The 21,554-nt window shown below is 58.5% G+C and carries 19 protein-coding genes; 12 read left to right on the forward strand and 7 right to left on the reverse strand.

The features are described 5' to 3' along the window. Positions 1-55: 55 nt before the first annotated feature. Both Q674_RS35510 and Q674_RS35515 read left to right on the forward strand, forming a co-directional pair. A complete protein-coding gene (locus Q674_RS35510; protein WP_011786977.1) occupies positions 56-694 on the forward strand; it encodes a thiol:disulfide interchange protein DsbA/DsbL in 639 nt (212 codons plus the stop codon). A 54-nt stretch (positions 695-748) separates the two neighbouring features. Next, positions 749-1,609, forward strand: coding sequence for an endonuclease/exonuclease/phosphatase family protein (locus Q674_RS35515; RefSeq protein WP_011786976.1), 861 nt, complete (start codon positions 749-751; stop codon positions 1,607-1,609). A gap of 69 nt (positions 1,610-1,678) precedes the next feature. Here Q674_RS35515 and rpmG read toward each other — a convergent pair whose 3' ends face one another. From rpmG to radC, 3 genes are all read right to left on the reverse strand, one after another. Then, positions 1,679-1,834 (reverse strand): 50S ribosomal protein L33, encoded by a 156-nt coding sequence (gene rpmG, locus Q674_RS35520; protein WP_008173465.1) that lies wholly within the window; start codon positions 1,832-1,834, stop codon positions 1,679-1,681. Between the two features lie 11 nt (positions 1,835-1,845). Beyond that, on the reverse strand, positions 1,846-2,082 hold the full coding sequence (rpmB, locus tag Q674_RS35525; protein WP_011786975.1) for a 50S ribosomal protein L28: 237 nt from the start codon (positions 2,080-2,082) through the stop codon (positions 1,846-1,848). Between the two features lie 220 nt (positions 2,083-2,302). Continuing rightward, positions 2,303-2,977, reverse strand: coding sequence for a RadC family protein (gene radC / locus Q674_RS35530; protein ID WP_014422834.1), 675 nt, complete (start codon positions 2,975-2,977; stop codon positions 2,303-2,305). A gap of 172 nt (positions 2,978-3,149) precedes the next feature. Here radC and coaBC point away from each other — a divergent pair, with 172 nt between their 5' ends. The 7 genes from coaBC to argA all read left to right on the forward strand — a co-directional run bounded on the left by coaBC (position 3,150) and on the right by argA (position 12,337). After that, positions 3,150-4,364 carry a bifunctional phosphopantothenoylcysteine decarboxylase/phosphopantothenate--cysteine ligase CoaBC gene (gene coaBC / locus Q674_RS35535; RefSeq protein ID WP_023009500.1) on the forward strand — a complete coding sequence of 405 codons (1,215 nt, stop codon included), beginning with the start codon at positions 3,150-3,152 and terminating at the stop codon, positions 4,362-4,364. Then, the gene (gene dut / locus Q674_RS35540; RefSeq protein ID WP_023009501.1) at positions 4,361-4,822 is read left to right on the forward strand and encodes a dUTP diphosphatase; all 462 of its coding nucleotides are present in this window, start codon (positions 4,361-4,363) and stop codon (positions 4,820-4,822) included. The genes coaBC and dut overlap by 4 nt, the downstream gene beginning before the upstream one ends. A gap of 96 nt (positions 4,823-4,918) precedes the next feature. Then, positions 4,919-7,564, forward strand: a complete 2,646-nt coding sequence (locus tag Q674_RS41615; RefSeq protein WP_023009502.1) for a phosphomannomutase/phosphoglucomutase — start codon at positions 4,919-4,921, stop codon at positions 7,562-7,564. Between the two features lie 34 nt (positions 7,565-7,598). After that, positions 7,599-8,495, forward strand: coding sequence for an acetylglutamate kinase (gene argB / locus Q674_RS35550; protein ID WP_014422830.1), 897 nt, complete (start codon positions 7,599-7,601; stop codon positions 8,493-8,495). Between the two features lie 23 nt (positions 8,496-8,518). Beyond that, positions 8,519-9,760, forward strand: coding sequence for a hypothetical protein (locus Q674_RS35555; protein ID WP_023009503.1), 1,242 nt, complete (start codon positions 8,519-8,521; stop codon positions 9,758-9,760). A 21-nt stretch (positions 9,761-9,781) separates the two neighbouring features. After that, positions 9,782-10,945 (forward strand): acetylornithine deacetylase, encoded by a 1,164-nt coding sequence (gene argE / locus Q674_RS35560; protein ID WP_031210310.1) that lies wholly within the window; start codon positions 9,782-9,784, stop codon positions 10,943-10,945. Positions 10,946-11,029: 84 nt separating this feature from the next. After that, the gene (gene argA, locus Q674_RS35565; protein ID WP_023009505.1) at positions 11,030-12,337 is read left to right on the forward strand and encodes an amino-acid N-acetyltransferase; all 1,308 of its coding nucleotides are present in this window, start codon (positions 11,030-11,032) and stop codon (positions 12,335-12,337) included. Here argA and Q674_RS35570 read toward each other — a convergent pair. Continuing rightward, positions 12,311-13,381, reverse strand: a complete 1,071-nt coding sequence (locus tag Q674_RS35570) for an aminopeptidase (RefSeq protein WP_031210311.1) — start codon at positions 13,379-13,381, stop codon at positions 12,311-12,313. The genes argA and Q674_RS35570 overlap by 27 nt on opposite strands. A gap of 186 nt (positions 13,382-13,567) precedes the next feature. Here Q674_RS35570 and Q674_RS35575 point away from each other — a divergent pair, with 186 nt between their 5' ends. Beyond that, on the forward strand, positions 13,568-17,317 hold the full coding sequence (locus Q674_RS35575) for a DUF1631 family protein (RefSeq protein WP_023009507.1): 3,750 nt from the start codon (positions 13,568-13,570) through the stop codon (positions 17,315-17,317). 26 nt (positions 17,318-17,343) lie between these two features. Beyond that, positions 17,344-18,210: a phosphoribulokinase gene (locus Q674_RS35580; RefSeq protein ID WP_011786964.1), complete on the forward strand. Its 867-nt coding sequence runs from the start codon at positions 17,344-17,346 to the stop codon at positions 18,208-18,210. Here the strand turns inward: Q674_RS35580 and Q674_RS35585 are convergent, their stop codons facing one another. The 3 genes from Q674_RS35585 to Q674_RS35595 form a co-directional block, all read right to left on the reverse strand. Continuing rightward, entirely contained in the window at positions 18,211-19,065 is an 855-nt protein-coding gene (locus Q674_RS35585; protein WP_023009508.1) for a pirin family protein, read from the reverse strand. It abuts the gene before it with no gap. 149 nt (positions 19,066-19,214) lie between these two features. Beyond that, positions 19,215-20,006, reverse strand: coding sequence for an adenosylmethionine decarboxylase (speD, locus tag Q674_RS35590; RefSeq protein WP_011786962.1), 792 nt, complete (start codon positions 20,004-20,006; stop codon positions 19,215-19,217). A gap of 233 nt (positions 20,007-20,239) precedes the next feature. Then, positions 20,240-20,662 carry an OsmC family protein gene (locus tag Q674_RS35595; RefSeq protein ID WP_011786961.1) on the reverse strand — a complete coding sequence of 141 codons (423 nt, stop codon included), beginning with the start codon at positions 20,660-20,662 and terminating at the stop codon, positions 20,240-20,242. A 249-nt stretch (positions 20,663-20,911) separates the two neighbouring features. On the opposite strand from Q674_RS35595, the gene crp reads away from it, so the two are divergent. Further along, complete coding sequence (crp, locus tag Q674_RS35600; protein WP_007153756.1) at positions 20,912-21,553, forward strand: cAMP-activated global transcriptional regulator CRP; 642 nt, start codon at positions 20,912-20,914, stop codon at positions 21,551-21,553. The last annotated feature ends 1 nt before the right edge of the window (position 21,554 follow it).

Here is a 21,554-nt window from a genome sequence, read left to right on the forward strand (position 1 = left end):
CGCATCCCTGGGTCATAATCCCCGTTAAAATTCATTGATGGCTCGGAGATTCCCGATGATCAGAACCCTGACGTCTTCCGCCGTTCTGGCGCTTTCACTGTTGTCTGCTGCTTCCCTGGTCAATGCCCAGCCCTGGGTGGCCGGAGAACACTACCGGGTACTGGATAATCCGGTAAGAACGGCATCGGATAACGGTGTCGAAGTGGCGGAAGTCTTCTGGTACGGCTGTCCGCACTGCTACAACTTCAAGCCGCTGGCTGAAGCCTGGGAAGCGGAGGCTCCGGACTACATCAACTATGTGAAGCTGCCGGCGGCACTGGGTCGCAGCTGGGAGCCGCATGCCTACGCATTCTATGCCCTTGAGGCCATGGGCGAGCTGGACAAGGTGCATGACGCGCTGTTCGATGCCCTGGCCGGAGAGCGCCGCCCCCTCAATACCCCGGAAGCTCTGGCTGATTTTGTTGCCGGGTATGGCGTGAACGCCGAGAAGTTTCTGGAAAACTACAACAGTTTCGGGGTGCGTGCCAGAGTGCAGCAGGCCCAGGCCAAGATTCGTGGCGCGCGCATTACCGGTACACCGACTATGCTGGTTGATGGCAAGTACGTGGTAAGTGCCTCCATGGCGGGTAGTCACGAAAACACCCTGAAGGTGGTCGAGTATCTGGCGGAAAAAGAGCGCAGCGGGTCTGAGTAAGGCGCCATGCGGTTCGCCGGACGCTGGATGGGCTGACCGGAGAAGCGGCTGATAATGTACAAGCGAATCCGTAACCAGCTGAACGGTATACTCAGAAACCAGGAAAGCTCCCGGGGCACTTGTTCCGGGAGCGAGCATGTGCCGGAGTTTGAAGCTCACCGGCACATCCGGCTACTGACTTTCAATATTCAGGTTGGTATCAACACTTCGTCCTATCACCATTATCTGACCCGCAGCTGGCAGCATTTTCTGCCCAATCGCCGGCGCTACGAAAACCTGGATCGGATTGCCACCCTGCTCAGCCAGTATGATGTGGTTGCCCTGCAGGAGTGTGATGGCGGAAGTCTCCGCAGTGGTTACATCAATCAGGTGCAATACCTGGCCGAGGCGGCCGGGATTCCTTACTGGTATCAGCAATTAAATCGCAACCTCGGCCAGATTGCCCAGCACAGTAATGGCCTGTTGAGCCGTTTCCGCCCGCTGGATGTCACTGAACACAAATTGCCGGGACTGATTCCCGGGCGTGGCGCCATCATTGCGCGCTACGGGGATGAGGAAGACCCGCTGGTACTGGTGCTGATGCATCTCTCTCTCAGCAAGTCGGCCCAGCAGAAGCAGCTTGGATTTATCCGCGAGCAGATTGCGAGCTATCGGCATGTGGTGCTGATGGGGGACATGAATGCCCATGCAGAGCAGTTGCTGACACGAACACCGCTGAAAGAAACCGATCTGATTCCGCTGCCCGACACCGCGCACAGCTTCCCGAGCTGGCGCCCGGAAAAGGCGCTTGACCATATTCTTGTCAGTCCCTCTCTGGAAATCCGGCGCTCTGAAGTGGTGAGCTATCCGGTTTCCGACCACCTTCCCATTGCCATGGATGTGGCGCTGCCCAAAGGCTATCTGGAAACATTCTGAGTCTTGTCTGATGCGTCCAGGCAATAAAAAACCCGGCAGATGCCGGGTTTTTTGTGGAGGCAGGATCAATTACTTGATCTTGGCTTCCTTGTACGCAACGTGCTTACGGACAACCGGATCGTACTTTTTGATCTCGATTTTTTCCGGGGTGTTACGCTTGTTCTTTTTGGTCGTGTAGAAGTGACCAGTGCCTGCTGAAGATACCAGCTTGATTTTCTCGCGCATGATGCGGCTCCTTAAACTTTCTCGCCGCGGGCACGAAGATCGGCCAGCACAGCGTCAATGCCTTTTTTGTCGATGATGCGCATGCCCTTGGTGGAAACGCGCAGCTTCACGAAACGCTTCTCGGACTCAACCCAGAAACGGTGGTTCTGCAGATTCGGCAGAAAACGACGACGAGTGTGGTTCATCGCGTGGGAAACGTTGTTACCGGTAACCGGACGCTTACCGGTAACCTGACAAACTCTGGACATACTTGCCTCCGACCTGAGCAATGGTCTCTATCAATACGAATTCGTTTTTAATGCGTCTCTGGTTGCTCCGGAGCCATACCTGCTGCCGGTTTGCGCTTCTGAAACAGAACGCTGCTCGCCAGACGCCGCCAGAAAGGGACGCTTTTATACCAGAACTGGCCGACCAACGCAAAAAATTGTTGGGAATTTGGCCAGTTTCGGGGCGGTATCCTTCACGGGGCTACATCAATCCTCGTTCAGCAAGGGATATTACCTCACCGTGGCCGATAACCATATGGTCAAGAACCCTGATATCGACCAGTCCCAGGGCCTCTTTCAGCCGGCGGGTCAGGGAAATGTCAGCCTGGCTTGGCTCGGCCACGCCTGACGGATGGTTGTGGGCAAAGATGACCGCGGCGGCATTGTCCTCCAGAGCCTGGCGCACCACCTCCCGGGGGTAAACCGCTGCGCCGTCTATCGTACCCCGGAACAGTTCCCGGTACTGGATGACCCGGTGACGGTTATCCAGGAACAGGCCGGCGAACACTTCATGGGGATAAGTGCCCAGGCGGCTGGTGAGAAAGCGCCGGGTATCTTCCGGTGAGCGCAGCGGATCGCCCTGGCGCAGCGGCTCGTCCATCACTCGCCTCGCCATTTCCATGGCAGCCTGCACCTGGGCATATTTGGCGGTGCCCAGGCCTTTGACCTCGCAGAATTGTCGGCGGGAAGCGGTCATCAGGCCGCGCAGTCCGGAAAATTCGGTGATCAGGTGTCGGGCCAGGGCCATCACCGGCATGCCGGTGGTACCGGTACGCAGGAAAATGGCCAGGAGTTCGGCATCTGACAATGATTCAGGGCCGTGAGTGAGCAATCGCTCACGGGGCCGCTCATCGGCGGGCCAATGGCTGGGTGGCATGTTTGCTTCCTTGCTGGTTTCGGGGAGTGCGTCCTGCACCGGGTTCTCGAAATTACAAAGGTTACTCCAAAAGGTAACATTTGGTAAACGAACAGGGGCGCTGGCAGGCTGCCCGTCTGCGCTCGGCATGCTATCTTATAACTCTTTCATTTTACGGGATTACGGAGCCCGCATGACCGCCAAGCGAATATTGTTGGGAATTACCGGTGGTATTGCCGCCTATAAAAGTGCGGAGCTGGTTCGGCTACTGAAAAAAGCGGGGCACGAAGTCCGGGTTGTGATGACCCGTGGCGCGGAGGCATTTGTTGCGCCGTTGACCTATCAGGCTCTGAGTGGCGAACCGGTGCGCACCTCCCTGCTCGACCCAGAAGCCGAGGCTGGCATGGGGCACATCGAGCTGGCCAAGTGGGCTGATCAGGTTGTGGTGGCACCGGCGTCTGCGGATTTTATGGCCCGGCTGGCCCATGGGTTGGCTGATGACCTGTTGACGACGGTCTGTTGCGCCACCGAAGCGCCGATAGCGCTGGCCCCCGCGATGAACCAGGCCATGTGGAAGAACTTTCGTACCCAGCGGAACCTGGCGCTGTTGATGGAAGACCCGCAGATTACCGTCTGGGGGCCGGGTCAGGGCGAGCAGGCCTGCGGCGATACCGGTCCTGGGCGCATGCTGGAGCCGGAACGTCTGGCGCGTCTGGTAAACGGAGAAGGCTTGGCTGAAACTACCGGGCCGCTGTCCGGCAAGCGGTTGGTGATCACGGCCGGGCCAACCCGGGAGCCGATCGATCCGGTGCGCTACATTACCAATCACAGCTCGGGCAAGATGGGCTACGCCCTGGCCGGTGCGGCCGCCGCCGCCGGGGCCGAGGTGGTGCTTATCAGTGGGCCTGTCAGTCTGTCGGCGCCGGCGGGGGTTGATGTCCGGCCGGTCAGCACTGCTCAGGAAATGCTCGAAGCTGCCAGCAAAGCGGTCGATGAAGGCTGCGATATCTTTATCGCCACGGCCGCGGTGGCAGATTACCGGCCCGAGGTGTTCGCCAGCGAGAAAATCAAGAAAACCAACGACAACATGAGCCTGGCGCTGGTCCGTAACCCCGATACCCTGGCGACCATCGCAGCCAGGGCTGATGCGCCGTTCACGGTCGGCTTTGCGGCCGAGACTACGGATGTGGCGCGCTATGCGACCGACAAGATGCAACGCAAGAAACTCAATATGATTGTCGCCAACGATGTGTCCGTGCCCGGGCTCGGCTTCAGCAGCGATCGCAATGCGGTTACGGTGTTCTGGCCTGAGGGTTCGGAATCCATCGGGCCGGACAGCAAACAGGCGATCGCTGCCCGTCTGGTGGCGTTGATTGCAGACCACAGCAACAGGATTGAACAGGCATGAGTAAAAGAAAGTTTCAGGTACGGGTTCTGGATGACCGCATTGGTACCGCGATTCCGTTTCCCGAATACGCCACCGAAGGCTCTGCAGGCCTTGATCTGCGGGCGGCATTGAAAGAAACCAAGACCGTTATGCCGGGCGAGACCCACCTTATTCCTACCGGCCTGTCTGTGCATATTGCCGACCCGGGGTTGGCCGCCATGATCTTGCCCCGCAGTGGGCTCGGGCACAAGCATGGGATCGTGCTCGGAAATCTGGTGGGGTTGATCGATTCCGACTATCAGGGCGAGTTGATGGTGTCCTGCTGGAACCGTGGCCAGACGCCATTCACCATCGAGGTGGGCGAACGTATTGCCCAGATGGTGCTGGTGCCTGTGGTACAGGCGGATTTCGAGATTGTGACCGAATTTGATGCCAGTGACCGGGGCGAAGGTGGCTTTGGCTCCACCGGGAGCCACTGAGTCGGGCATATTTACCTGGCAGCGAGTTAACTGGCCGGCGTCTATACTCAGCGGATACAGAACTATCCGGGAAAGAAAATAACTGCGGGATGCATTATGAAATTCGCCAAGAAAAAAACCAACGCGTCTTCCGGTGATGAGCAGCCGGAGAAGAAACCCGGAAAAAAACAGAAACCTTCCAAAGCGTCCAAAGAAGCGGCTGGCTCCGGGTTAAAGAAACTCGGATCGGTCGGGCTGAATCAATCGCTGGTGGTGCTGATGGCCGGCGTGGTAGCGGTGGTGTTGGCCCATTTTCTGGTGGTGGTGCCCGCCGGGGAAGCCCGTTATGAAGCGGCCAGTGCCATGGAGGTGGACAGTGCCCAGCGGCGCCTGAATCAGTCGCTGACTGCGCTGCTGGAACAGGTTCGGGCGGTGGCCAACCAGCGCTACGCCGCCCTGGCTTTGGCGGAGCGCTCCGATCTGGCGAATCTGGCTGAGCAACTGCAAGCAGCGCTGCCCGGCTCCGCCCAGGTGTTTGTCTTCCCGTATCGGGAAGTTCCCCGGACCGGTAACGGCGATACCCTGCTGGGATTTGCGGGCCTGGAACTGGCCCGGCGGGCAGAAAATGGACAGAACCTGTTGCCGGACGCCTTCCCCCGGGACAATCAGTGGTATCTGCAATTTGCCGCGGCGGTACGCCACCCCACCAGCAATGCCGTGGTTGGTAGCGTACTGGCGGTCTTTGAAGCGTCCCATATCCAGCCACTGCTTTCCGTGAGCAACTCGCAACTTGGGGGGCAGCTTTCATTGGTGCAATCCGTGTCCGGTGCTTCACGAACCGTGGCCAGCGCCGGTAACGGTAACGGCCCGGAGCTGTCCCGCACCCTGCTCAACCCGGACTGGTCCGTCCGTTACCAACCGGCCTCGGCACCGGTGGCGCCGGTAAGCACCATTCTCCTGGCGATTCTGGTGGGGGTGCCTGCGCTGGTGGCGGCGGTTCTGGTCTGGATGCTCCTTGGCAACGCTCAGCGTGGTATACGTCAGGATGTGACCGCGCTCATTCAGTGGGCCCACAAGGTGTTCGGGGGCGAGCGGATGAAACTGCCGGCTCTGCGCTGGGATATGGTAGCGTCCACCGGAGAAGTGCTGTTCCGTCTGTCCCAGATGGTGGAGAAACGGGTGGCCAAGGCTGCGGAGTCGGCTGCACCCAAAGCAGCTCCTGCCCGCCGCAAGGCAGCGACGGCGGAGGATGAGCCGTTGTTTCAGGACAAGGACATGCCGGACATTGATATGCTCGATGGCGATGAGGATGTGCTTGGCTTTGGTGGCTCCGAGGATTCCCTGTTCGACGAGGATATCCCGGAAGTGGCAGAAGCCGAGGTGCCTGTGGTTCAGGTCAACCCGGAAATCTTCCGTGCCTATGACATCCGGGGCATCGTTGGTCAGACCCTCTCGGCCGAGGTAGTTGAAGTCATTGGTCGCGCGATCGGCTCGGAGGCGACAGAGCGTGGCGTCACGAATATCTGCATTGGTTTTGATGGCCGTCATTCCAGCCCGGAACTGGCCGATGCCCTGGGGCGCGGCATCATGGCGACCGGGTGCAACATCATTCACCTGGGTGCCATCCCTACGCCGGTGCTGTATTTTGCAACCCATCACCTGCAGACCGGTTCTGGCGTTATGGTGACCGGCAGTCACAACCCGGCCAACTATAACGGCCTGAAGATCATGCTGGGCGGAGAGACTCTCTCTGGTGAGGCTATCCAGAAGCTTTACCAGCGCATCCAGACTGCCGATCTTGCCAGGGGGCAGGGGGCGCAATCCCGGGATGACGTGCGCCGCGCCTATCTGGATCGTATTGTCGGCGATATTGCTGTGGCCGCGCCGCTGAAAGTGGTGGTGGATGCCGGTAATGGCATTGCCGGAGAGCTGGGCCCCATGCTGGTTGAAGAGCTGGGCTGTGAAGTCACGCCACTGTATTGTGAAGTGGACGGTGATTTCCCGAATCATCACCCGGACCCCGGTAAACCGGCGAACCTGCAGGATCTGATTGCCAAGGTTAAGGAGACCGGCGCCGATATCGGGCTGGCCTTTGATGGCGACGGCGATCGCCTGGGCGTGGTCACCAATACCGGCAAGATCATCTGGCCGGATCGCCTGCTGATGCTCTTTGCCCGTGATGTCGTGTCCCGCAATCCCGGCGCGGATGTGCTCTATGACGTGAAGTGCAGCCGCCGGCTGGCTGGCGTGATCTCGGAGGCCGGAGGGCGCCCGATCATGTGGAAAACCGGCCACTCCCTGATGAAAGCGAAAATGAAAGAGACCGGTGCCCTGCTGGCCGGGGAAATGAGCGGACACATTTTCTTTGGCGAACGCTGGTACGGCTTTGACGATGGCCTTTACTCGGCGGCCCGGCTGCTGGAAATTCTGGGCATTGAGGATCGCCACTCTGATGAGGTCTTTGAAGACTTCCCCGAGGATATCAGCACCCCTGAGCTGAATGTCGAGGTGACCGAGAAAGACAAGTTCGCCATCATTGAACGGCTAGGTCAGCAGGCGGATTTTGGTGACGGCAACATCAGCACCATCGATGGCATTCGGGTAGATTATGCCGATGGCTGGGGGCTATGCCGTGCGTCCAATACCACGCCGGTTCTGGTTCTGCGCTTCGAGGCTGAAACCGAACAGGCACTGGAACGGATCAAATCCGTGTTCCGGGAACAACTGCAGAAAGCGGCACCAGACCTGGTGGCGGAATTCTGAAACCCATTACTGTCGTAAGGATTAACACAACATCATGGCGCTGGATCGTGAAACAGCAATGCAGGTGGCCTCGGTACTGAGCCGGGGCCTGCCCTATATCCAACGGTTTACCGGCAAGACGGTCGTGATCAAATACGGCGGCAACGCCATGGAGAACGAAGACCTCAAGAGCAGTTTTGCCCGGGACGTGGTGCTGATGAAACTGGTGGGGATCAACCCCATCGTGGTTCACGGCGGCGGCCCCCAGATCGGGGAGCTGCTGGAACGCCTGAATATCCAGTCCCGCTTTGTTAACGGCATGCGGGTTACCGATGCGGAGACCATGGACGTGGTCGAAATGGTGCTCGGCGGCCAGGTGAACAAAGAAATCGTTTCCCTGATTAATGCCCATGGTGGCACCGCGGTGGGCCTGACCGGCAAGGATGCCAATCTGATCCGGGCCCGGAAGTTGGAAGTGGTCAATCGCTCGCCGGAGCTTGAGCGACCTGAAATCATCGATATTGGCCATGTTGGCGAGGTCGCAAGCGTCAACGTGGATGTTATCGACATGCTGACCCGCAGCAACGTGATCCCGGTCATCGCGCCCATCGGTGTCGGGCCGGATGGCGCTTCCTACAACATTAATGCGGACCTGGTAGCCGGCAAGGTGGCAGAAGCCATGAAGGCGGAGAAGCTGATCCTGCTGACCAATGTCTCCGGCCTCAAGAGCAAGGAGGACAAAGTGCTGACCGGTCTGACCGCCCAACAGGTCAACGACCTGATTGAAGACGGCACCATCCATGGCGGCATGTTGCCAAAAATCCGCTGTGCCCTGAGTGCGGTAGAAAATGGCGTGCGCACCTCCCACATTATCGACGGACGTGTGGCCCATGCCTGCCTGCTGGAAATCTTCACCGACGAGGGTGTCGGTACGCTGATTTCCCGTAACTGATACTTCTGGCCGGGAGTTACCGGATGAAACGCCTGCTGTCATTTCTCGTTATCACAGGAATAGTGGCCTTCGCCGGCTTTAAAGCCGGCGTCTGGTGGCTGACGGACCAGCGCCTGGCAGAGGCGCGCACGGCATTATCGGAATACGGTGTACTTGAGCGGGGTAGCATCAGCTCCTCCGTGGATGGTCGGGTCATACTCCGGCAAGCGCACTGGGAGGATTTCCGGCTCACTCAGCCATTGCAAATGGGTCTGATGGAGCTGGAAACCGGTTCTCCGGTCACCCTGGTGACCACACTGATGAGCCCTGAGCGTTTGCCGGCCAGTTGGCGGCTGTCCATTGAGCGCGCCAGCATCATGCTGGAACCCACCATGTTCCGGAACTGGGTGACGGCGGCACCGGATGAAACCAGTCAGGCCCCCCTCGGCAATCTGTCCTGTGCGCCGGATCCCCGGCAGCAGCTGGGCAGTGGTGATTTGATGCGTATGGGGATTCCTGATATCCGGGGCGACATGATGCTGGAGCAGACTCCCGATGCGCTGCGTTTTGAACTGAATACCCGTGAAACCGGAAGCCTGGAGCTGGTGTGGCCAGACGCCAGACTGACCATGGGCAATCTGGCCGAACCAGCCTCGATGGGTGCCGGACCACTGCAGCTGACCGTTCGCGACGCGGGCCTGATGCGCCGGCTCTCTGCCTACTGTGCTCGCGAGACCGGGCTGGAGGTCAGCGACTGGGCAGGGCGGGGCGTTGCGGCGCTGGAAGAAGGGTTGCAGGCTCGGGGCCTGGAAGCCAGCCCGCAGTTGCTGGCACTGTATCGGCAATGGCTGACCGAAGGGGGCGAGCTGACCATGATGCTTGCACCCGGCTCCGAAACCTTTGGGCTGCCCGTACGCACTGATTCGGAAAACGGCGCCAGCCTGAGTGTATCTTATAACGGTGCCACCGTTCCGGATGTTTATCTGACCAGAATGCGGCGGGTGGAACCGGCACTGCCCGCCCAGGCACTGGAACCTGTGGTACCACCGGAAGACCCGGATTCCGAGCAGTGGTACCCTGACAGTGTTGAGAACGCCAATATCTGGCTTGGCCGGCGCGTAAGGGTCACACTCTCGAATGAAAACCAGGTTGAGGGGCGACTGGTCAGTGTTGGTGATCGGGATATGGAAATTGCCCGTACCGTGGCGGGGGGCGAAGTGGCCTATCCCATTCTGATTCGTGCCATTACACAATTTGAAGTCTGGCGCCGGGGCCGCCCGGAATAACGCCGGGACGGGAGGCAATAAGTGACTGCAAGCGCAAGCACAGGGGTACCAGGTATCAGGGACATGCTGGCCCGGCTGATTTCATTGCCGTCCATCAGCAGTGCCTCACCGGAGTGGGATCACAGCAACGAAGGTGTGGTTCGCCTGCTGGCGGAATGGCTCGAACCCCTGGGGTTTACCGTCGAGATCATGGAAGTGCCGGGCATGCCCGGTAAGTTCAATCTGATCGCCACTCTGGGTAGCGGTCCGGGTGGGCTGGTACTCTCAGGCCATACCGACACCGTACCGTTTGACGACAAACGCTGGCAGAGCGATCCGTTCAGCCTCACGGAAAAGGACAACCGCTGGTACGGTCTGGGCACCTGCGATATGAAAGGCTTTTTCCCGCTCGCCATCGAAGCCGCCAAAGCCTTTGCCGGCGAGCCCCTGCAGCAGCCGCTGATTATCCTGGCCACTGCCGACGAAGAAAGCTCCATGAATGGCGCCCGGGCACTGGCGGAAGCCGGCAAACCGAAAGCCCGCTACGCGGTGATCGGCGAGCCTACCAATCTCAAACCAGTGCGCATGCACAAGGGCATCATGATGGAAAGGTTGCGCTTTGACGGGCAATCGGGCCATTCCTCCAACCCGGCCCTGGGCCGCAACGCGCTGGAAGGCATGCACGAGGCGCTCGGCGAACTTCTGGCCCTGCGCAGCGAATGGCAGGAAAAGTACCGCAACCCCAACTTCGAGGTACAGGTGCCCACCCTGAACCTGGGCTGTATCCACGGTGGTGACAATCCCAATCGCATCTGCGCCCAATGCGAATTGCACTTCGACCTGCGTCCGCTGCCGGGCATGAACATGGAGACCCTGCGCCAGGCGATTCTTGACCGGATGCAGCCTCTGGCCGAGCGGCGGGAACTCAAACTCACGTTTGCCCCCCTGTTTGACGGCGTACCGCCGTTTGAAACCCCGGCCGACGCCGCTCTGGTCAAAGCCTGTGAGAAACTCACGGGCCACACGGCACACGCCGTTGCTTTTGCCACGGAGGCACCCTGGCTGCAGCAGCTGGGGTTGGAGACCCTGGTGATGGGGCCAGGTTCGATCGACCAGGCGCACCAGCCGGACGAGTTTCTTGAACTGTCCCAGTTACAGCCGACGGTGGATATCCTCAAGGGATTGATCAAAAGGTTCTGTCTTTGAGTAGACTAACGGTAAGGCGGGCGGAAAACCGTCCCGGCATTCTCCATTCTTGGCAAGCATTATCAGGGTATAAGGAATAAAGGTTTGAAATCAAACGACTGGCTGCACGGATTCCGCCATTCCTCTCCGTACATCAACGCCCATCGCGGCCGAACCGTCGTCCTGACCATGCCCGGGGATGCCATCGAGCACCGCAATTTTATCAACATCATCCACGACATCGCTTTGCTCGGCAGCCTTGGCGTCAAGTTGGTGGTGGCGTTCGGTGGCCGCCCCCAGATTCAGTCGCGACTGGATGATGCCGGCCTGGAATCCTCCTTCGCACGGGGCTTGCGCATCACCCCTGATAACCATCTGCCGATGGTTATGGAAGCCATTGGCGGGCTCAGGGCCTACCTGGAAAGCCAGCTCTCCATGGGGTTGGTGAACTCACCCATGCATAACGCCCGGATTCGGGTCAGCAGCGGCAACTACGTCACCGCCAAACCCGTTGGCGTGCTGGATGGCATTGATTTTGGCTATACCGGCCGCGTCCGCCGTGTTGATACCCGAGGCATCGAGCAATTGCTGGAGCTGGGGCATATTGTTTTGCTGCCGCCAATGGGCTATTCGCCCACCGGTGATGCCTTCAACCTTTCCTATGAGGATGTTGGCAGCCAGGTGGCCGCGGCGCTGCAGGCGGAGAAGCTGATTGTCTTCATCGACGACGAAGGCCTGCTCGAAGAAGATGGCAGCCTGATACGTGAGTTGTCCGCCCGTCAGGCCTCCGAACGCCTGAACGACAATGCCGTCACCGGCCACGACGCGGCCTTGCTCAAGGCCGCCTGCGATGCCTGTGTCAAAGGCGTTCGGCGTGCCCACATCATCAGTTATGTCGAAGACGGCGCCCTGCTGGAGGAGCTGTTTACCCGCGATGGTTCCGGCACCCTGGTCAGCGGTGATAACTACGAACAGATTCGCCAGGCGCGGGTAGAAGATATCGGGGGCATTCTGGAGCTGATTCAGCCGCTGGAAGAGCAGGGCGTGCTGGTTCGCCGCTCCCGGGAAATGCTGGAAACCGAAATTGACCGGTTTGTGGTGGCGGAGCGGGACGGCACCATTGTCGGCTGCGCCGCGCTATACCATTATCCTGAGGAGGGCTCCGGAGAGTTGTCCTGTTTTGCGGTAGACCCCTCCTACCGACGCGCCGGCCGTGGTGACGAGATTCTCGCCATGGTTGAAAAGCTGGCCCGGGGCCAGGGTGTCCACAAACTGTTTGTGCTGACTACCCAAACCGAGCACTGGTTCCGGGAACGCGGTTTCCTGCCTACCGCCGTGCAGGATCTGCCGGGGCCAAAGCTGGCCTCATACAACACCCAGCGTAATTCAAAGGTGTTCTACAAACCGCTCTGAAAGCAATTCCAGCTGCGCAGCGCGACTGTCCGCCGGCTGCCGGGAAAGCTCCTCGACGGCCCGGTAAAATTTGCTGAAGCGGTAGTCCAGCTCTTTCAGCATCTGTCGGAAGGCGGGAACATGCTGATTGTACTGCCGGAACAATGCCAGCTGTGCATTATTCAGCTGCACCGGCGGCGGGCCGAATGGCCCCGGCTCTTCATAATGATCGGCCAGGTTGGCGTAGTCCCGGGCCAGCTCGTCGAGCAGTTGGGCCTTGCGCGCTCGGAGCATGGATCTGTCCATATGGTTCTGGCTGGCATAAAGCTGCTGCAGTTTCTCGCTGGTATCCTCGACCAGCGCCAGAGCCTGTCTTCGGTGCTGTAGTCGCGCCAGAGCACCGTCAAAACCTTCCAATGCCCCTTGCTGCTGCAGCCAGAGCCGAAGCCCCTCCAGTTCCACGGCGGTGGCAAAACTTTCGTTAAAGGCGGTATCACCGTTGATATAGAGAACTCGGTGGGCCAGCTCATGGAACATCAGGGCAACCATACGGTCATCCGTCAGAGAGGTGAACCCGGTATGCAACGGATCATCGAACCAGCCCAGGGTGGAGTAGGCGGTAACAGTGCCGATAAAGGTATCGTAATCGCGCTCCTGGAAGACCTTCTGTTCCTGCCGGGCATCGGCCAGGCGGAAGTACCCGCGATAGGACTGGCAGCCCACAAACGGATAACACCACTGGTGGGGGGTAAGCGAAAACTCCGGCACGGCGACCAGATTCACCACCACCCATGGTCGGCCCAGTGCCACGTATTCACTGTAGGCATCGTCCACGGGTAAAGCCAGTTCCTTCGCCGCGAATTCGCGCGCCCGCACAGCCAGCTCAAGCCGTCGGCGAAGTTCCGGGTCGGTTTCCGGTGCCGTGATCACCTGGTTGATGGGCCTGGCCTTCATCATCAGGGACACATGGCCGCCGATGGCCTGGCCATAGTAGCCAATGGTCGTACAGCCACTCAGGGGTGTTACCAGTAGCAAAAGAAGATAGATCTGACTAAGCTGTCTCATGAATCATCATATTATGATGTTGTGGGTATGAGGCTGTACAATTCCTTATTCGCCGACGGCTGTCACAGATTTTTAACTGACCGCCACAGGCCTTATCATAACAGCTCGAACCTACACCCACTCAGGGACGTTGGCCGGATTTCCGCATCCGGCAACATGCCGGCTTTGCAACTGGTCAGGTAGTTCATGGATCCGAGAGAGCGTCGCAGCAGCCCCCGACAGCCGATAAAACTTGCCGCTCAGATAGATGCCGGCAATGGTGAGGCGTGGCCCTGCCAGATTGCTGATTTCTGTGCCGAAGGCATGTTCATTCGTTATTCGGGTGAAACCTCCGGCAAAATCGAGCGGGCCTTTGCCGGCGGCAGCGTTACCGAGCTGGTGGTTCGGTTCCGCGGTCTTGAGGGCAATCGTCGATACGAGCTTCATGTCAGCCCGGTGCGGCGTATTGACGGTGCCATGGGCGTGCATTTTACCCGCCCCGATTCCGATGCCTTCAACGCCATGCTCCAGTTGTGTGGCAGCTCCGGTGATCAGTCCCGGTCATCCCTTCGCGCCCCCAGTGAGCGGGTTCAGTTTGTTCTTCATCAGTGTGCCAAAACGGTTACGCGGTTTATTGAACCACTGATGGATGCCTGTTTTGTGCAGACGGTGGATGCCCTGCGTGTTACAGCCCAGAAAGCCCCCAATGATCAGCTTGCCAATGAGTTGATGGATGCCTCCGGCCAGATTCAGGGGCGCCAGCGGGTGCTCTGGCATTACATGAGCCGCAGTCTGGAATCGCCCTTAAAACCGGAGCCCAAAGGCGCGCCCGGTTCAGTGTTGTCGGTGGTAGACAAAAACGAGTTTGAGGACTGGCTGGCAATTCGGGTGATGGTTACCCGTGCTGATACCCAGTACCGTGGCGACCTGCTGCAGCTCAAGCTGAGGCTGGACAAGTTAGGTATCGCCAATCGCACCGGCCATCATAATCCCCTCGGTCCCGCTCTTGTGTGCGAAGCCTTCCATAACGCGCTTGCCCAACTGAAAGTCAGCCGGGAGGTTGAAAAGGTCTGCCTGAAGACGTTTGAGCAGACGGTGATCAAACAGCTGGAGCCGCTGTATCGGGAGTTGAACAATATCCTGATCCGGCATGGTGTGTTGCCGGATCTGGACCTGTCCCGTTATCTGAGCGAACAGGCGCCGGCCAGGAAGGAACCGCCGACCGAGGTGCTGAAGCCGGAGCCCGAAACACCTCTGGAAAAGCCGCAGCCTGAGGCGTCGGAAAGCAAACCCGGGCAAACGGCCCGCGGGCTGAAAAACCGGGTAGCTGGAGAGTTCCGGGGGTATGCCCGCGCAGCCCAGACTGCTTTTGCCACGGTGAGGAATCTGCTGACAACACTGCAGGCCAGTCGTGTGGAGAATGGAGAGGCGACGCCAGAGCCGTTTGCGGCCAATGCCCGTCCGCTGTCTCAGGGAGAACTGCACCGGGAATTGCAGGAGCTGCAGCTACGCGCTGCGGCTCCGGAAGAGCCGGCCGTGCCCTTGCGGGACCGGGTGGTTGAAAAGATACGTGAAACCGGTGACACCCGGCTCAATGCTGAGCAGCAGGACACTCTGGACGTTGTCGATCGGTTTTTCCGGAGCGTGGTCGATAGCCCCAAGCTCAGTGACTACGCCCAGAGCCGAATGCGTCAGTTGGAAGTGCCGGTGCTGAAAGTTGTGATGCGTGATCCCGAATTCTTTGAGGACCAGGACAGCCCGGTTCGTGGTGTGATGAACCGCCTGGCACAACTGGGCGTTAAGGGTGGCCGGCTGAACCCGGTGGTGCAGCGCCGGGTGGATGAGCTGATTCACCGCATTGCTACCGAGTTCGAACAGGATACTGGTGTGTTTGAGCAAACCGTAGGTGAGCTGGACACGCTGATTGACCGGCAGAACCTCGTGTATCGCCGCAACGTTGAGCGGGTGACTGCTGCCGCAGAGGGTGCCCAGAAGGTTGCCGAATCCAAAACCGCCGTGGCCAGCGCGCTGGAAAGCAAACTGGCTGGCCGCAAGGTTCCCAGGGCCCTGGTCAGCCTGCTTGACGGCGGCTGGAGGGATTTATTGTCGCTGACCTGGATTCGCCAGGGACCAGACAGTCAGTTATGGCAGGACTACCTGGCGGTGATCGATTCGCTGATGGCTTTTGCCGAGGACCCGGACAGCAGCATTAACCTGCCCGAACTGTTACGGCTGATTCAGGATGGTCTGGCGTCGATCTCCAGCAACCATATGCCGTCCTCCCAGATCCGGGATGAGTTGAAGCAGTTCCTGGTGCGTCGGCCTGACAAGGCGCCGGAAATGGTTGAAATGCCTGCGGTCAGTGGTGTCCGCCCGGACAAACAGGTGCTCAGCGAGCGGGAACAGCGCAGCCTGCAACGCTGGATCAACCGGGCCCAGCAATTGCGCACAGGCGACTGGCTGCGGGATCAAACCAAGGCGGAAGATCCCCAGTATATCCGCCTGGTGTGGATTGCCCGTGGTTTCAGCCGGTTTGTATTCGTTAATCACCAGGGTATGCGGGTGGTTGAGCTGGAGCTGGAAGCTCTGGCCAGGCAAATGCGCAAAGGCATCATCGTACCGGATAATCAGTATGATCGACCGCTGGTAGATGAGAGCATCGACCGCATGGTTCGCAACGTCTATGACCAGCTGTCCTGGGCATCCACCCATGATGAACTGACCCGGCTGCTTAACCGCCGGGAATTCGAACGTATGCTGGAACAGCAACTTGCCCGCCGGGAAGACAGCCGGACTTTATTGCAACTGGATCTGCGCGGGTTCCGATTGCTGAATGACACAGCGGGCTACCAGGCTGGAGATGAAACCCTGAAACGGGTGGCGGAGGTCATCTGTCGGCATGTGGGCGATGGCATGCCGGTGGCTCGTCCCGGGGGCAATGAATTTGCCATGCTGGTGCCTGAAGAACAGGGGCCGGAAATTGCCAAGGCGCTCCTGGAAGCCATTGCAGATGAGCCCTTCGAGTATGGCGGTCGGTGTTACACGTTAAATGCCAATGTTGGTCTGGCGCCGGAACTGCCCGCGTTGATCAGCGCCGAGAAATGGCTGAAAGCCGCCGAACAGGCGCTCAATTCTGCCCGTGACAAGGGCCCTGGCCGTTTCTCTATATACACGCTCGACGCAGACGACCAGGCCCGGCAAGAGCAGATTGCAGCCCGTGTGGCTGGCCTGAGCAACCCGGACGAAGAACGCATGCTGCTGCGTTGCCAGAAGATCATCCCTCTGCACGCCAGCACCCGCATGGCGGCGCAGTATGAAATTCTGATCAGTATGTACGACGACAGCGGGCAGCTGATTACTGGCCAGGATTTCGTCCGCATGGCCGAGCGCTATGACCGTATGCAGGCGGTGGATCGCTGGGTCGTGGGGCACATGCTGGATTGGCTGAGGGATCAGTCACCGGATCCGCGCCATGTAGGCGGTGTGTGCATAAATCTCTCCGGCTATTCGTTGAACGACCAGTCACTGCTGGAATTCATTTACGAAAAGCTCAGTGAGAAGGATGCGCCTATTGAGCGTCTCTGGTTCGAGCTGACGGAAGCCTCTGCCATTCATGACCTGCAATCGGTGGCGGATTTCATGCTGGAAATGAAAGAGCTCGGCTGCCGGTTCTGCCTGGGTAACTTTGGTAGTGGCCCCAGTTCCTTCCAGTTCATGCGATCGTTGCCGGTAGATCTGATCAAGATCGACAGCGCCTTTACCGGCCAGTTGGCAGTCAACCAGACGGACCAGGCCATGGTCAGGTCCATGGTTGATATGGCTCACTACATGGAGCGGGAAGTGATTGCCTCTCAGGTTGAATCCCGTGAGGTTCTGGATATGCTGAGACAGCTGGGCGTGGATTACGCTCAAGGGTTTGTGGTCGAGAAGCCCCGACTGCTGACCAGCCTTGTCTGACGCACATCCGGGAACCTGAGCTTTTTATGTCCAGACGCCATCCGATTATCGCCGTTACCGGGTCTTCCGGGGCGGGCACCACCACAACCGGGCAGATCTTCAGCCGCATGTTTGCCAGTGAGGGCATTGCTGCCGCTATGGTCAGTGGCGACAGCTTTCATCGGTATACCCGGGAGCAAATGGCACGACTCGCCGCTAAAGGGCAGTTTGGTGAACGCAACCATTTTGCCCTGGCAGCCAATCATATTGATAGGCTGGAAGCTCTGTTCTATGACTACAGCCATACCGGCAATGGCCGTTACCGGCAGTACGTTCATGACGAAGACCGCGACCTGGTGGCCGAAGGCCACAAACCTGGCACCTTCACCCCCTGGGGCCCGTTACCTGCGGATACCGATGCCCTGTTCTACGAGGGGCTCCATGGCGGGGTGGTGAGCGACAACTACAACATTGCCCAGTACGTTGACTTGCTGATTGGTGTGGTACCCATTGTCAATCTGGAGTGGATCCAGAAAATCCATCGGGATACTCATCAGCGCGGCTACAGCCAGGATGCCGTGGTTCAGACGATCATCAATCGGATGGACGATTACGTGCACGACATCGTGCCGCAGTTCTCTCATACCCACATCAACTTCCAGCGAATTCCGCTGGTGGACACGTCCAATCCGTTCGTTGCCCGGGATGTGCCCAGTGAGGACGAAAGCATGGTGGTCATTCATTTCAGGGAAACGGCGGAAGTGGATTTTCCCTGGTTACTGCAGGCCATCCCCCAAAGCAGCCTGTCCCGCCACGACACTCTGGTGATCCCTGGGCCGAAAATGGCCCTGGCCATGGATCTGATTATCCGGCCCATGGTCCAGAGCCTGATGGCTGGTAGAACTTTTGCCTGATCAGGCTGTCAGGGTGCCATCGCGGTAGTCGGCCAGCGCCTGCTCAATCTCGGCAGTTGTGTTCATTACAAAAGGACCATACTGGACAACTGGCTCGCCGATGGGTCGGCCGGCAATCAGCAGCAGTTTTGCGCCGGCCTTTCCGCCTTCAATCAGAACTTCATCCCCATGGTCCAGAATGTTTGCCGAGGATGGTGTCAGAGTCTGGTTCCGGTCTTCGCTCACCAGACTTGCGACGCCTTCGTACAGGTAGACCAGAGCATTGAGAGCCTGAGGTACCGGTAAGGAGACTCTCGCTCCGGGCTCCAGATGGACGTCGGCATACACGGGCTCCGTGCTGCCGCCGGTGACTGCGCCGGTGACGGCACCGCCACCGATTTCCAGTTCACCGGCAATTACCCGGACGGAAACACCCGGCTGACGTGCTATCGGGATCTCTTCAGGCTGAATGTCTCGGTAGCCGGCGGGCTTCATTTTTTCAGCGGCCGGCAGGTTGAGCCAGAGTTGGAATCCCCGCATGACCCCGGATTCCTGTTGCGGCATCTCCGAGTGCACGATGCCCCGGCCTGCGGTCATCCATTGCACCCCACCGTTGCGGAGGTTGCCGCGATTCCCCAGGTGGTCCTCATGCAGCATGTGGCCTTCAATCATATAGGTGATGGTTTCAAAGCCCCGGTGCGGATGGGCCGGAAAGCCGGCAATATAGTCCTGGGGCTGGTCAGAACCGAATTCATCCAGCATCAGGAATGGATCCATGCGCACGGATTGGCGCTGACCCAATGAGCGTTTGATGCGAACCCCGGCGCCATCGGATGTGGCCAGTGCGGGAATGGTTTGTTTCAGGGAGCGAAGCATGATCCCGTCCTCCTCTCGGTTAGTCATGGGGCTATTTAACCGGGATGGTGGAAGGGATGAAAACGCAGAATTCTGGCGGGGGAAGTCAAAAAAACTGACGAAGGCATCAAAAGGTGACGACGGGAACCCCGTCGTCACCTCCGGAGCGATTATTCCACGTTGCGGGAGTAGAAGATTTCCAGCATTTCCCGGCGCAGGCGATCCTCGATGGACTGGGCTTCTGCCGGGTCCAGATCGCCGGCGTTCACTCCGAACACATAGTTGTCCAGATTGAACTCCTTGAGCATCATCTTGGTGTGGAACAGGTTTTCCTGATACACGTTGACGTCGATCATCTGATACGCGTTCTGGGTATCCTCGGTCAGGTAGTTCTGGATCGAGTTGATGTCGTGATCGATGTAATGCTTGGTACCGTCCACGTCACGGGTGAAACCGCGTACACGGTAGTCAACGGTAACCACATCCGAGTCGAAGCTGTGAATCAGGTAGTTCAGTACCTTCAGCGGTGAAATCAGACCGCAGGTGGACACGTCGATATCGGCCCGGAAGGTACTCACGCCGTCATGGGGATGGCTTTCCGGATAGGTGTGCACCGTCACGTGGCTCTTGTCCAGATGCGCCACAATGGTATCCGGCAGCGGACCAGGGGACTCTTCGTTATTGGCTTCGCTGTCGGACAGTTCGTGCTCGGCGATCAGCATCGTGACGGACGCACCATGAGGCTCGTAATCCTGGCGGGCAATGTTGAGAACATTGGCACCGATGATCTTGACCACGTCGGTCAGAATCTGGGTCAGACGCTCGGCGTTGTACATCTCGTCGATGTAATCAATATAGGCTTCGCGTTGTTCTTCGGTCTGCGCGTAACAGATGTCGTAGATGTTGAAGCTCAGGGATTTGGTCAGGTTGTTGAAACCGTGCAGCTGGAGTTTGGTTTCCATGCTCAGCCCCTCCGGGAAATGGAGATGAATGATCACAGGGAGAGGAACTCTCCCTGCCGAGGCCGCCACCGACTACTGACCGGGTGAATGGAACTGTTCACCTTTTGCGCAGACCGGCGGAGAAAGTTGCGTATTATGCATACCGCAGGTGTCATTGAATAGTATTTGCAATGACATTTTTTATAACGGAAAGCCGCGGTTGCAGGGCGCTGGCCGGAATCTGCCCTGCCGTTCTAGCTGGCGGCCTGGATTTCGAAGCTGTGCGTGATCTCGACACCGGCTTTGCCCAGCATGATCGAGGCTGAACAGTACTTGTCGGCAGACAGGCTGACTGCGCGCTCCACCTGCTTTTCCTTCAGGTTGTTTCCGCTAACCACAAAATGAAGATGAATGCGGGTGAACACAGCCGGCACCTCATCAGCGCGCTCCGCATCAAGCTCACAGTGACAGGCGGTCACGTCCTGGCGGCTTTTCTTCAGGATGCTCATCACATCGAAGGAGGAGCAGCCGCCCACGCCCATCAGCAGCAACTCCATCGGGCGCGGACCCAGATTCTCGCCACCGTGATCCGGGGGGCCGTCCAGTTGAACACTGTGGCCACTGCCACTGGTTGCTTTGAAGCTGGCATTGCCGGTCCAGTCGACGGTTGCTTTCATCGGAGTTACCCCTGGTGCCTGAATGAATGGGCAGGATGCTAGCACAGTTCACTCCCTGCGGCATGATGTGGTTGCGACCAAAGCGGTATTGCCTTCAGATACATCCTGTATCCGCTTTTGAGTTGCCCAGAAGTTACCTTCTTGTTATAAGTTGCGTGGCATATCAGTAAAACCCCTAACCCGCACGGACAGGCGGGGATATAAAAACGATCAGGAATCGCCAGACTCTGAGGAGGCATGTCTCGCATTATGGCTACCATTGTCAAGCCGGTTGAGCAGAAGACCAAACACCTGGATTACTTCCTTTCCCAATGCCATCGCCGGCGTTACCCAGCCAAAAGCACCATCATCTATGCGGGTGATAAAAGCGATTCCCTGTTCTACATCGTCAAGGGCTCGGTCACTGTCATTATTGAAGACGACGATGGTCGTGAAATGATCATGGCGTACCTTAATGCCGGTGATTTCTTCGGCGAGATGGGGCTGTTCGACAACATGGATTCCCGGAGTGCCTGGGTCAAGGCCAAGACTGAGTGCGAAGTGGCAGAAATCAGCTACACCAAGTTCCGGGAAATCGCTCAGCAGGATCCGCGGGTGTTGTACTTTATTGGTGAGCAGATGGCCTCGCGCCTGCGCCAGACCACCCGCAAGGTAGGGGACCTGGCGTTCCTTGATGTCACTGGCCGGGTTGCCAGAACACTGCTGGATCTGTGCAAAGAGCCGGATGCCATGACTCACCCGGACGGCATGCAGATCAAGATTACCCGTCAGGAAATTGGACGCATTGTTGGTTGCTCCCGGGAGATGGTCGGTCGGGTTCTGAAAACTCTTGAAGATCAAGGTCTGGTGCGGGTCAAGGGTAAGACCATGGTGGTTTACGGTACCCGTTGAT

Origin of the sequence: Marinobacter sp. EVN1 (genome assembly GCF_000475375.1) — a bacterium.
GTDB classification, from domain to species: Bacteria; Pseudomonadota; Gammaproteobacteria; order Pseudomonadales; family Oleiphilaceae; genus Marinobacter; species Marinobacter nauticus.